Source organism: Gordonia sp. (in: high G+C Gram-positive bacteria), assembly GCF_020438995.1.
GTDB lineage: Bacteria > Actinomycetota > Actinomycetes > Mycobacteriales > Mycobacteriaceae > Gordonia.
Genome location: NZ_JAGQTN010000057.1, coordinates 1 through 11,651 on the forward strand (window position 1 = coordinate 1; position 11,651 = coordinate 11,651).

The 11,651-nt window shown below is 67.0% G+C and carries 12 protein-coding genes; 5 read left to right on the top strand and 7 right to left on the bottom strand.

Going from position 1 to position 11,651, the window contains the following annotated elements; genetic code table 11:
- A partial coding sequence (locus KDB67_RS04930) for a flavin reductase family protein (RefSeq protein WP_291013106.1) occupies nucleotides 1–276 on the top strand: 276 nt, incomplete at its 5' end.
- A 150-nt stretch (nucleotides 277–426) separates the two neighbouring features.
- On the opposite strand, the gene KDB67_RS04935 is transcribed toward KDB67_RS04930, so the two are convergent.
- On the bottom strand, nucleotides 427–1,113 hold the full coding sequence (locus KDB67_RS04935; protein WP_291013108.1) for a GntR family transcriptional regulator: 687 nt from the start codon (nucleotides 1,111–1,113) through the stop codon (nucleotides 427–429).
- 127 nt (nucleotides 1,114–1,240) lie between these two features.
- On the opposite strand from KDB67_RS04935, the gene KDB67_RS04940 reads away from it, so the two are divergent.
- Genes KDB67_RS04940 through KDB67_RS04950 form a run of 3 tightly spaced genes read left to right on the top strand, consistent with a single transcriptional unit; the run spans nucleotide 1,241 to nucleotide 4,807 of the window.
- Nucleotides 1,241–2,653, top strand: coding sequence for an LLM class flavin-dependent oxidoreductase (locus tag KDB67_RS04940; RefSeq protein WP_291013110.1), 1,413 nt, complete (start codon nucleotides 1,241–1,243; stop codon nucleotides 2,651–2,653).
- A 28-nt stretch (nucleotides 2,654–2,681) separates the two neighbouring features.
- Nucleotides 2,682–3,866, top strand: a complete 1,185-nt coding sequence (locus KDB67_RS04945) for a CoA transferase (protein WP_291013136.1) — start codon at nucleotides 2,682–2,684, stop codon at nucleotides 3,864–3,866.
- Nucleotides 3,867–3,895: 29 nt separating this feature from the next.
- Entirely contained in the window at nucleotides 3,896–4,807 is a 912-nt protein-coding gene (locus KDB67_RS04950) for a CoA ester lyase (protein WP_291013113.1), read from the top strand.
- 157 nt (nucleotides 4,808–4,964) lie between these two features.
- On the opposite strand, the gene glpR is transcribed toward KDB67_RS04950, so the two are convergent.
- The 5 genes from glpR to KDB67_RS04975 all read right to left on the bottom strand — a co-directional run bounded on the left by glpR (nucleotide 4,965) and on the right by KDB67_RS04975 (nucleotide 10,424).
- Nucleotides 4,965–6,194, bottom strand: coding sequence for a gephyrin-like molybdotransferase receptor GlpR (gene glpR / locus KDB67_RS04955; RefSeq protein ID WP_291013116.1), 1,230 nt, complete (start codon nucleotides 6,192–6,194; stop codon nucleotides 4,965–4,967).
- Nucleotides 6,195–6,393: 199 nt separating this feature from the next.
- Nucleotides 6,394–7,044 carry a GNAT family protein gene (locus KDB67_RS04960; RefSeq protein WP_291013120.1) on the bottom strand — a complete coding sequence of 217 codons (651 nt, stop codon included), beginning with the start codon at nucleotides 7,042–7,044 and terminating at the stop codon, nucleotides 6,394–6,396.
- 62 nt (nucleotides 7,045–7,106) lie between these two features.
- Nucleotides 7,107–7,823, bottom strand: coding sequence for a S1 family peptidase (locus KDB67_RS04965; protein WP_291013123.1), 717 nt, complete (start codon nucleotides 7,821–7,823; stop codon nucleotides 7,107–7,109).
- Nucleotides 7,824–8,051: 228 nt separating this feature from the next.
- Nucleotides 8,052–9,356, bottom strand: coding sequence for a gephyrin-like molybdotransferase Glp (gene glp / locus KDB67_RS04970; protein WP_291013125.1), 1,305 nt, complete (start codon nucleotides 9,354–9,356; stop codon nucleotides 8,052–8,054).
- 120 nt (nucleotides 9,357–9,476) lie between these two features.
- Nucleotides 9,477–10,424, bottom strand: a complete 948-nt coding sequence (locus tag KDB67_RS04975; protein WP_291013127.1) for a UTP--glucose-1-phosphate uridylyltransferase — start codon at nucleotides 10,422–10,424, stop codon at nucleotides 9,477–9,479.
- A gap of 172 nt (nucleotides 10,425–10,596) precedes the next feature.
- Here KDB67_RS04975 and KDB67_RS04980 point away from each other — a divergent pair, with 172 nt between their 5' ends.
- Nucleotides 10,597–11,181 (top strand): 5-formyltetrahydrofolate cyclo-ligase, encoded by a 585-nt coding sequence (locus KDB67_RS04980; RefSeq protein ID WP_291013130.1) that lies wholly within the window; start codon nucleotides 10,597–10,599, stop codon nucleotides 11,179–11,181.
- A 10-nt stretch (nucleotides 11,182–11,191) separates the two neighbouring features.
- On the opposite strand, the gene KDB67_RS04985 is transcribed toward KDB67_RS04980, so the two are convergent.
- Nucleotides 11,192–11,545, bottom strand: a complete 354-nt coding sequence (locus tag KDB67_RS04985) for an FmdB family zinc ribbon protein (RefSeq protein WP_291013133.1) — start codon at nucleotides 11,543–11,545, stop codon at nucleotides 11,192–11,194.
- Between the last annotated feature and the right edge of the window lie 106 nt (nucleotides 11,546–11,651).

The window sequence follows — 11,651 nt, forward strand, 5'->3', positions numbered from 1 at the left end:
AAACTCGCAGCGACACATGGCGTCGACCGGTTCGCCGATACCTCGTCGTGGTCGCGACTGCCCACCGGCGAACCCCGCTATCACGGCACCCGCGCCTGGATCCGCGGGAAGACGGTCTCCTCGATGGACGCCGGAGATGCCACCATCATCGCTGTAGAGGCGCTGGAAGTCGGTGCGGCCGAAGGTAAGTCGGCAGATCCACTGGTCTACCACGCCCGCACCTGGCACGGCCTCGGCGATCACAGCAAACTCGACCCAACCGGCGGCCGCATCTGACAGGAAGCCGCCCACCTCGCCAGCTACGAGGTGCAAGGTCACCCAGCGACGAGCCTCGAAACCCTTTCGAGCGGACAATGTCGTATCACCGGGTTTTGAGCCTCGCGGCGCTCGCACCTCAACCGGTGCGGGGTAGCCGCTGTCGGCAGATCAGCGGCGGCCGAGGTGATCGGCCAAAAGCTTGGCGGCGATGTCGAAGTGGCCTTCGGCGATGCGGCGGGCGGCGACTCCGTCGCGGGCCGAGAGGGCGCGCACGAGGTCCTCGTGGTCATCGAGGGAGCAGGGTACGCGTTCGGGGAACAGGGCGAAGAAGCGGCGCGGGATCATCCTGCCTGCATCCGAGAGCATGCCGATCAGGCGCGGTGATCCGCAGGCGCGGTTGATGGCGGCGTGAAAGAGCCAGTTGAGGGTGGTGATGTCCTCGCCGGACTGGGAGGCGACCCGGATCTCACGCTGGAGTTCTTTGACGCGCAACAGGTCCCGTTCGGAGATCTTGCCCGCCGCCCATTGCGCGGCCACCCCGGACAGTGCGGCCATCAGCTGGAAGTTCTCGATGGTCGATTCGGGTGAGACGCCGATGACGGTGACCCCGCTGCGCTGGACGACCTTCACCAGTCCGTCCTGCGCAAGTGCCAGGCAGGCCTCGCGGACGGGCGTGCGGCTGGTACCGAACTCGGCGGCGTATTTGTCGAGGTCGATGCGCTCGCCCGGGGCCAGTTCGCCGGCCAGGATCCGTTCGCGCAGAACCTCACCGACGCGTTCGCGGCCGGTACGCCGGTCCACGGGGTCCGCGTCGACCTCGCCGACCACCCAGGGCCCCTGCACTGCCTCACTCACCCGACACACCTCTCATCCGCAGATACCCCAGTATCGCCGAGTCCGCCGCCACGCCTTGACGGACCGCCGTCACGTCTATAAATATATCAGTTATTGAGTGATACGTTTCATCTTGAGAGGCATACCAATGACCGAATCACGTACCGACAAGCTCACACTCGTCGCGTTCATGCAGGCATCCAACGTGTCGGTGTTCTCCGGCTCGTGGCGTTACCCCAGCTCGGCCGCCGATTACCTCGACCTGCGCTACTACCAGCGCATCGCCCGCACTCTCGAGGACGGCAAGTTCGACCTGATGTTCTTCGATGACCGCCTCGCGATGCCCGCGATCTACGGCAACTCCCCCGATGAGGCGATCCTGCGCGGTGCCCGCCCCATCAAGCTCGACCTCACGGCCATCCTCGGCGCGATGGCCGCCGCCACCGACCACCTCGGGCTGGGTGCCACCTACTCCACCACCTACTACGAGCCGTTCCACGTGGCGCGCACCTTCGCGACCCTCGACCACCTCAGCCGCGGCCGCGCCGCCTGGAACGTCGTCACCTCCGTCAACGACGCCGAGGCCCGCAACTTCAGCGTCGACGCGCACACCGAACACGACCGCCGCTACGACCGCGCCGACGAGTTCATCGACGTCGTCAGCAAGCTGTGGGATTCGTGGGAGGACGACGCGATCGTCGACAACCGCGCCGAGGGCGTGTTCGCCGACCCCGACAAGGTCCATGAGCTCGGCCACAAGGGTGAGTTCTTCTCCGTCCAGGGACCGCTGACCGTGCCCCGCACCCCGCAGGGCCGCCCGGTGATCATCCAGGCCGGCCAGTCCGGTCGTGGCCGCCAATTCGCCGGCAAATGGGCTGATCTCATCTTCACCGGCAACCCCAGCCAGGCCATCGCGCAGGAACACTACGCCGACCAGAAGGCGACGATCGCAGCCGAGGGCCGCGACCCGAACAGCGTCCGTATCCTGCCGATGGTGTACGTCATCACCGGTGAGACCGAGAGCATCGCCCGCGAGAAGGAGGCGATCTTCCTCAACGAACTCGTCCACCCGCAGGCCTCGCTCGCCCTGCTGTCGGAGGTCACCAACTACGACTTCTCCGGCCACAGCCTCGATGACGAGATCACCGACGAACTCGTCGACTCGATCTCCGGCATTCGCGGCCTGGTCCAGGGTGTCAAACGGCACCTCGGGGATCAGAAGATGACGCTGCGAGTGCTGGCCAACCACCGTGCGACATTGCTGCAGGGGCCGCGTTTCGTGGGTACCGGCGAGCAGATCGCCGACCAGATGGCCGACTGGTTCAACTCCCGTTCCTGCGACGGATTCGTCATCGCCGCAACACATTTCCCGGGCGCATTCGAAGACTTCACCCGACTGGTGGTGCCGGTGCTACAGGACCGCGGGCTGATGCGTACCGACTACACCGGCAACACCCTGCGCGAGAACCTGGGCCTGGAACGTCCCGCCAACCTCTTCACCACGCCCGCCGCCGAGACCCCGGCAGAGGCCGAATCGGTCCCCGAGGTCGTCGGTGTCTGAGAACGCGAGCACCCCGCCCCGCAGCGACATGCTCGCGGGGATCCGGGTGCTGGACATGGCGACGCTGGCCGCCGCACCGCTGGCGGCCACCTACCTCGGCGAGTTCGGCGCAGACGTCATCAAGGTGGAGCAGCCGCAGGGCGGCGACGCCATCCGCGGCTGGGGCGTCCAGCGCAACGGCGTCGGCCTGATGTGGAAAAGCGTCGGTCGCAACAAACGGTCAGTCACCATCGACCTGCGTACCGACGAGGGTCAGCAACTCCTGCGCAAGTTGGCCGCCGAGTGCGATGTGGTGGTGGCCAACACCCGGCCGCTGACCCTGCGCAAATGGGGACTGGACTACGAGCAACTGCACCAAGTCAATCCGAAGCTGGTGATGCTGCACATCACCGGCTTCGGCCTCGAAGGCCCCAAGGCACCGCGGCCCGGATTCGGCACCCTCGGTGAGGCGATGAGCGGATTCGCCCATCTCACCGGCGAAGCCGACGGCCCGCCGACGCTCCCCGCGTTCATGCTGGCCGACGGGGTGGCCTCACTCAACGCCGCCTACGCGGTGATGATGGCGCTCTACCATCGCGACGTACACGGCGCCGACGGGCAGCTCATCGACATCAACCTGATCGACCCGCTCGCCCGGCTCGTCGAACAGTCACTGCTCACCTACGACCAGACCGGTGACATCCCGCGCCGGGCCGGCAACAAATGGGATATCTCCGCGCCCCGCAACACCTATCGCACGTGCGACGACAAGTGGCTCGCCCTCTCGGCGAGCGCACCGACCATCGCGATGCGGGTGTTCCGGGCCATCGGGCGTGCGGATCTGGTGGAACACAACGACTTCGCCGATCCGCAGCGCCGGCTCGCCAGAGCCACCGAGGTGGATGCGATTGTCGCCGGGTGGGTTGCCGCCCGCACTCTCGAAGAGGCGATGGCCGTGTTCGAGGACGCCGAGATCGCCGCCGCCCCCGTCTACGACATCACCGACCTCATCGACGACGAACAGATGAAGGCGCGCGGGGTCTTCGTCCGCATCGACGACGACGACCTCGACAGCATGCTGGTGCAGGCGCCGGTGCCCCGGTTCTCCGGCAATGCGGGCATCGTCGACACCCTCGGACCGGCGCTCGGCGCGCACACAGACGATGTTCTGGCCGAAGTGCTCGGTATGGATGCGGCGGCGATCGCCGACCTGCACGAACGCAAGATCGTCTGACCCTTTAACCGACAGAAGGCCATTCACCGATGACCACCTTTAGCCGGCCCATCCGGCGCCGATCCGAGCTCGCCACGCCCGCCTCCAATGAGCGCATGTTCGCCAAGGCGGCGGCGTCGGCGGCCGACCTCGTCTTCCTCGACCTGGAGGACGCCTGCGCACCGGCGCAGCGAAAGGAATCCCGCGCCAAGGTCGTACACGCCCTCAACGACTATGACTGGGGCGACACAGCCCGGGCGGTGCGTGTCAACGACATCACCACCCACTGGGCGTACGGCGACATCATCGAGGTCGTCACCGGTGCGGGTAACAACCTCGACACCATCATCGTCCCCAAAGTGACTGCCGCACGCGATGTCTGGTGGGTCGACGTGTTGCTCACCCAGCTCGAGACCGATCTCGATCTCAAGCGACAGATCCGGCTCGAAGTGCTCATCGAGGACGTCGCCGGGGTGGCACACGCCGAAGCGATCGCCACCGCCAGCCCGCGTCTGGACGCGATCATCTTCGGTGCCGGCGACCTCAGTGTGTCGCAGGGCGCCCGCGTCGACACCAATTTCGTTCCGCGCGACCCGTATCCGGGTGACTTCTGGCACTACGCCCGCATGACGGTGCTGACCGCGGCCCGGATCGCCGGCATCCTCGCCATAGACGCCCCCTATCCCAACTTCGCCGACGCCGAGGGCTACGAGCAGCAGGCGCGGTACGCGGCCTCGCTCGGTTACAACGGCAAATGGGCCATCCATCCCTCGCAGATCGACCTGGCCAACGCCGTGTATTCACCGACGCCCGAAGAGGTTTCGCGGGCCCGCCGCAACCTGGAGGCCTACCGGGAGGCAGAGGCCCGCGGGCTAGGCGCCACCAGCGTCGACGGTCAGCTAGTCGACGCCGCCCACGTCAAACTCGCGCAAGCCGTTCTGGCACAGGCCGATCGGCAATAGCTACCTCCACTGCCGGGTAGTGCAGCTATTCCCGTGAGCCTCGAAACCACGTGAGACGACAACGTCATCTTGCGTGGTTTCGAGGCTCGGTCACTGGGCGACCTCACACCTCATCGCTGGCGGGGTGGTCGGTCTTCCCGTCGCAAGGGAGAGCCCCTCAGCCGACGGCGCGGCGGTATTCGTCGTCGGAGACGTCGCCGTAGTAGAGGTTGCTGCGCGGTCCACTCGGCAGATGCTCGAACACCGGATCCTCGTCGTCGATCTCGAGGACGACAGCGCCTCCCGGGCGGCGACGGCGTGGCGGTTCGGGTACCACCGGACGTAGTCGCGCCTGCTGTTCTTCGCGCTCACGACGGCGTGCCTCCTCGCGCCGCAGGCGGGCCGCACGTGCTTGCCGCTGTACCCTGGCCTGCTGCTCACGGACAACAGCCCGGCGCAGGAACGCCAGATACGCCACGAGGCTGATCGTCACCAGGAACAACAAGACCCAGCCGATCGCGCCGAGCACGAGCCCGGCGATGATCGAGCCGAACAGCACCGCGATCAACCCGAGAAGAACCCGCTGACGCTCCTCGTATCGGGCTTCGGAATGTTTGTCGGCCAGACTTTCCTTGGATCGCGACGGCGAGACCCTGCGCGGCGCGGTGGTGGTCACCGGGGTTCGCTCAACCCGCGCGGGAACCGGCATCGCCTCGGCAAGCAGGTCGTCATCAATCAGATCTTCTTCCGGATCGTCGGCGGGCTCGGGATCGTCCAGGTCGCCGGATACGGTGTCAACAGTATCCGTGTCGTCCGAACCGGTGACGTCCGAATCGGTTTCGGGGGCCTCGTCCGGCTCATGGTATTCGCCCTCGGTGCGATCTGTCTCATCCGATGGAACCTCGGTATCCTTCGGGTTCAGGTCGACGCCCAGTGTTGTCACGGTGACCTCGTTGTCCACGCCTTCGGGAGTATCGTCCGCTCCGGCACCGGCGGCACCGTCCGCGCCGACATCATCCGCACCGGTACCGTCCGCAACGGCACCGTCCACACCGGCATCGTCCGCGCGGGACGCATCGACAACCGGAGATTCGCTCGGCTCCGCATCGTCGGCGGCGGTGACGTCCGCGCCGACCTGGACCGCCTGAAGTTCGGCTTCCTTCTTCTCCAACAGCGCGATCGCCGTCGGCGATGGGGCGCGCGAAGGTTTGTGTGCCGGATCGGAGGGATGCGCACCGGGCTTCTTACGACCGGCGGGAGCACGTGCGCCACCGCGATGCAATGTGCGCGTCGAGGTGGCGATCACCGTGGACATACGCGTCTGCGGCCTGCCTCTGTTGATCACCATCGGCACCAGTACGAACAGCCACACGGCGACAAGGCAGACCCACAGGAGGGAGTTGGGCATCGGATGACTCCTTCGCTCATACTGCAACCGCCACTCTGGTCACATTGCCACCGTGAACAATGTATGACCGATCACCGGCGCCGTGGCGTAGACGCGCCGGATTGCACCGGATCAGCCCGACGTTCTCAGCAAACGCTTAGGGCGTGTCTCCCATCCCCTTGTACGGTCTCAACGGCTCAGCGGATATGGCAGGCACGCCCTAGAAGCTCGCGCGGCCCGAGCGGACCAGTGCCTCGACCGCCGTGCCCGGCAGCTCCTCGACCGTCAGCGCGAACAACAGGTGATCACGCCACTTGGAGTCGACATCCATGTAGCGCTTGAGCAGGCCCTCATTGCGGAAGCCGACCTTCGTGAGCACCGCCTGCGATGCCAGGTTGGCCGGTTGCACGGTCGCATCGAGACGGTGCAGCCCGATCGGGCCGAAGCAATGATCGACACCGAGAGCCACCGCCGCGGTGGCGATACCGCCGCCGAAATGATCGGAGTCGATCCAGTATCCGATCCACGCACTACGCACCGCCCCCCGCTGGATGTTCCCGACGGTCAGCTGCCCCACATACCGCCCGTCGAGCTCGATGACGTACGGCAAGACGGTGCCCCGTTTGGCCTCAGACTTGAGAGCCCCGTACAGCGGCCCCCACTGGCTGCGATGATGCCGCTGCGCCCAGCTACCGATTCCGGTCGGTTCCCACGGCACCAGCGACTTCTCGTTGCGGATGCGCAGATCACTCCAGATCTGGCCGTCCCGTAGACGGATGGGCCGCACGCTCACCATGCCCGCGGATGTCCGCAGTGGGCCCAGAGTCGACTGCCACGCCTTGGTATGCGGACCACCGAGCCAATTCAGCACACCAACCACCTCGACTGGGAAAGGCCGGACAAGGAACAGGTCCGTACGGGCGATCTACACGATCAGACCGGACGGAACCCTGCGCCGTAGGTGCGGTAGTAGTTGAGCTGGTCGAGCACGACCGACACCTTGGTGGCGATCATCGGGGAGTAGATCGGGATCGCCGGGTGCATGCATTCGACGATGAGGCCCGCATTGGTGAACGGGATCGCCACCCCGGCGCCACCGGTGAGGATGCCGACGAGCTTGCCGTTCGCGATCACCGGTCCGCCCGAATCACCCGGGGCGGCGCAGACGTAGTTGAGGGTCTCGTAGCTGCGGGCGCTGTTCTCCATCACCCGACCGCACGAATAGCCGGTGGTGCGGCCCGACTTGCAGACCCGCTGACCCGCGGCGGGGTGCTGCCCGATCCCGGTGACGGTGGCCCGGCCGACCGTCCGCACCGGACGCACCGCGGCCTTGTTGAAGTTGATGACCGAGTAGTCGACCTGCTTGTTCTTGACCACGATCATGCCCACGACGCCGGACCGGCGGCTCTCCAGGGCCACCTTGGATCCCACGTTGCCGCAGTGTCCCGCGGTCAGGCCGATCAGCCGGCCTGCCTTGTCGTATCCGGCGACCGCCAGCGTGCACGCCGCCGACCCGTCGACGACGATCGCGGTGCCGGGGCCCACGGCGTAGCCGGGGGCTGCCTGCGCCGGCGATGCCACGAGTCCGGCGGGAATCAGAACGGCGAGCACTCCGGCGAGAGCGACCAGGATCCGCGAGGCGGTAGGCATAAATCTCCGATCGAGATGGATGGCGTCGGGCACGGCCTATCCCACAGGGGACGACCGTTGTGAAGTGAGAAACCCGACCGCGACTCTAGCGCACTCATCCCGGCAGTGCGAGAACGCACAGTCAGCCACCCGCGCGAGAACGCGCACTCAGCCTCGCTGCGCGGGAACGCGCACTCAGCCTCGCTGCGCGGGAACGCGCACTCAGCCTCGCTGCGCGGGAACGCGCACTCAGCCTCGCTGCGCGAGAAACGCGACCTCGACCTCGTCGCCGGTGCCGAGTTCCTCGACCTCGGGTTCGACGATGATCAGGCAGTTGGCGTCGGCGAGTTCGGCCAGCAGATGCGAGGAGCCGGTCGGCGAGGCACCGAGCACTTGCACCAGATACTCCCCCGACCGTTCGTCGCGCATCAGCTGGCCGCGCAGATAACCCTTGCGGCCCGCGACCGACACGATCGGCCCGATGGTGCGGGCCCGCACGGTGCGTCGCATCGGCTGACGTTTGCCCAGCGCGATGCGGATGAGCGGCCGCACGATCACCTCGAACGCCACCAGCGCGCTGACCGGATTGGCCGGGAGCAGGAAGGTGGGCACCTCGTCGCGGCCGAGCCTGCCGAAACCCTGCACGGACCCGGGATGCATGGCGATACGGGCCACCTCCAGGTCACCGAGGTCACTGAGCGCCCCGATCACCGCACGCGAGGCGCTGCCGCCGACCGCGCCCGTGATGACCACGACCTCCGACCGGATCAACTGGGCCTCGACCACCTCACGCATCCGCGAGATGTCGCGTTCGGCGATGCCGACCCGGTTGACGTCCGCGCCCGCATCGCGGCCGGCGGCGGCGATCGCATAGCTGTTGACGTCGAAAACCTGCCCCGGACCCGGATCCCTGTCGATGTCGACGAGTTCGTTGCCGATCGAGATGACCGACATCCGTGGCCGCGGATGAACGAGTACGCGTGCCTGCCCCACCGCGGCCAGCAGACCGACCTGTGCGGGCCCGATGATCGCGCCCGCGCGCACGGCGACATCGCCGGGGGCCACGTCGTCGCCGACACGCCGGATGTAGTCACCGCTGCCCACGCCGTGCCCGATCTTCACGCGCTGCTCACCGCCGTCGGTCCAGCGCAACGGCACCACCGCGTCGGCGAGGGTCGGCATCGGGGCGCCCGTCTCGACCCGCACAGCCTGGCGCGGCTGCAGCCGGGTGGGCGTCCGCGCCCCGGGCGACACGTCACCGACGACGGGCAATCCGACGATCAGTGGTTCACCCGCTTCCAGGTCGACGAATTCGGCGCCGCCGTGATCGAAGTCGTCGAGGTCTCCGGGCGCCAATTGCCCGGCGAGGGCGACGTCGACCGCACGCACGGCATAGCCGTCGATCGCAGCCTGGTCGAACCCCGGCATCGGCCGCTCGACGACGACCTCTTCGGCGCACATGAGACCTTGGGCCTCGGAAATCGCCACCCGCACCGGCCTCGGCGCCACCGCCGCAGCGGTCACCAAAGTCAGATGATCCTCGACCGAACGCATGTCACCTCTCGCACCTCATGAGCCGCCGGTGCAACGTTATCCGGCCCTACCTCCGTGGGAAAACCTACCCTGTGGGACGGCAGATGCGCCGACGGGAAAGCGGGCGCGCCCCGAATGCCCTCACTCGGAGAGCCGTTTGGTCAGCCACTCGCGCAGTTCGGGGCCGTAGTCGTCGCGGTCGAGGGCAAAATCGACGGCCGCCTTCAGGTATCCGCCCGGATTGCCCAGGTCATGACGGGTGCCGTGGTGCACCACCACATGCACCGGCTCGCCTTCGGAGATCAGCAGCGCGATGGCGTCGGTGAGTTGCAGCTCACCACCGGCTCCTGGCGTGATGCGGCGCAGTGCGTCGAAGATCTTGCGGTCGAGGATGTACCGCCCGGCGGCGGCCAGATTGGACGGCGCATCCTCCCGCCTGGGCTTTTCCACCATGCCTTTCAGACGCATGACGCGCGGATTGTTGGCATCGGGCAGTTCCTCGACGTCGAAGACACCGTAGGCGCTGATCTTGTCGTCGGGAACCTCGATGGCGCACAGCACCGAACCGCCGCGGCGCGCCCTGGTACGGGCCATCACCTCGAGGACACCGCCCGGCAGGACCAGGTCGTCGGGCAGCAGGACGGCGATCGCGTCCTCGTCGTCGTCGAGATATTGCTCGACGCACCCGACGGCATGTCCTAGGCCCAGCGGTTTGTCCTGGACCACCGAGGCGACTTCGAGCAGCGACGGGGCCTTGCGCACCTTGGCCAGCATCGCGTTCTTGCCACGCTTGGACAGAGTGTTCTCCAGGACGAGATCCTCGACGAAGTGGGCGACCACACCGTCCTTGCCCGGGGAGGTGACGATCAGCAGACGTTCGGCACCGGCCGACTTGGCCTCCTCGGCGACGAGTTCGATGCCCGGGGTGTCGACGACCGGCAGCAACTCCTTGGGCACCGTCTTGGTGGCGGGCAGAAACCGCGTGCCCAGACCCGCAGCCGGGACCACCGCGGTCCGTGGGATCGGAGGTGTGTTGGGGACCGTCTCGTATTCGGCGGACAGATCCGCGTGTGCGCTCGTTGGTGCCATGGATCCACCCTAGGCTGTGACCCAGGCCGATGCCGCGTGTGCGCCGAGTACGTCACAACTTCGCAGGCATCACGCAGCCGGTACCCACGTGCGGCACACGGGACACATCACGTGCACCGCACGGGATACATCGCGTGCACCGCACTGGCACATATCGGCAGGAAGGATCGTCGTGACCGGTACGAAGGACGAGGTGCGTGCGGCTGTTCGCGCGGCACGTCGGGCCCGGTCGGAGGCCGATCGCGAGCAGGCCGCCAAGGATCTGGCCGAGTGGATGACCTGCGCACCGCTGAGGCTCGAATACGACGTGGTGGCCGCCGCCTATGTGCCGTCGGGAACCGAACCGGGTTCCCGGGCGATGCTCGACGCGCTGACCGGGCAGGGGGTCAGGGTGCTGGTCCCGGTGGTGCCGCCCGGCGCTCCGGACGCACTGGACTGGGCGCGCTACGACCCCGCGGACACTCTCTCGGTGGCTCGGTTCGGCCTGTACGAACCCGGCGGCGGCAGACTCGGCGCCGACGCCGTCGAGCGGGCATCGGTGGTGTTCCTGCCCGCGATGGCCGTCTCCCGCACCGGTGTCCGGCTCGGCCGGGGCGCGGGCTACTACGACCGTTCACTCGGCTCCACGAGCGCGGAGCTGGTCGCGGTGGTGTACGACGACGAACTCATCGACGATCTGCCGGCCGACGAGCACGACGTGCCGGTCGACTGGGTGCTGACGCCCGGCGGCGGATTCCTGCGCTGCGAACCCCGCTAGAATGTGACTCCTAAGCGGACGCCCCGGCGGTGCTCTTGGTGGACGAGGACGACGAGCTACCGGCTGATGACGAACTGCTCGAGGTCGAGTCCGACTTCGACGAATCCGACGACTTCGAGGACGAGGAGTCGGACGAACCGCTGCTCGACGACTCCGAACTGGACGCCTTCTCCGAGGCGGAGGAGCCCGACCGCGAGTCCGTGCGGTAGAAGCCGCTGCCCTTGAACACGATGCCGACGGAGTTGAACAGCTTGCGAAGGCGGCCCGCGCACTCGGGGCATTCGGTCAGGGAATCGTCAGAGAACGACTGGACGACGTCGAACTTGTTGTCGCATTCCGTACACGCATATGAATAGGTGGGCACCACAACCTCCGGATATCTGAACCTGCCGACGCGTAGTCTAACCGAAATTGGCACTCCGTCATTCCGAGTGCCAACCCGGGTGTCATTCCGAGTGCCAACCCGGGTG

Excerpts from the sequence above, each read along its gene's own strand:
- glp (WP_291013125.1), bottom strand. The coding sequence starts at position 9,356 with ATGCGTTCGGTCGAGGATCATCTGACTTTGGTGACCGCTGCGGCGGTG.
- KDB67_RS04940 (WP_291013110.1), top strand. The coding sequence starts at position 1,241 with ATGACCGAATCACGTACCGACAAGCTCACACTCGTCGCGTTCATGCAG.
- KDB67_RS04975 (WP_291013127.1), bottom strand. The coding sequence starts at position 10,424 with ATGGCACCAACGAGCGCACACGCGGATCTGTCCGCCGAATACGAGACG.
- KDB67_RS04945 (WP_291013136.1), top strand. The coding sequence starts at position 2,682 with ATGCTCGCGGGGATCCGGGTGCTGGACATGGCGACGCTGGCCGCCGCA.
- KDB67_RS04965 (WP_291013123.1), bottom strand. The coding sequence starts at position 7,823 with ATGCCTACCGCCTCGCGGATCCTGGTCGCTCTCGCCGGAGTGCTCGCC.
- KDB67_RS04950 (WP_291013113.1), top strand. The coding sequence starts at position 3,896 with ATGACCACCTTTAGCCGGCCCATCCGGCGCCGATCCGAGCTCGCCACG.
- glpR (WP_291013116.1), bottom strand. The coding sequence starts at position 6,194 with ATGCCCAACTCCCTCCTGTGGGTCTGCCTTGTCGCCGTGTGGCTGTTC.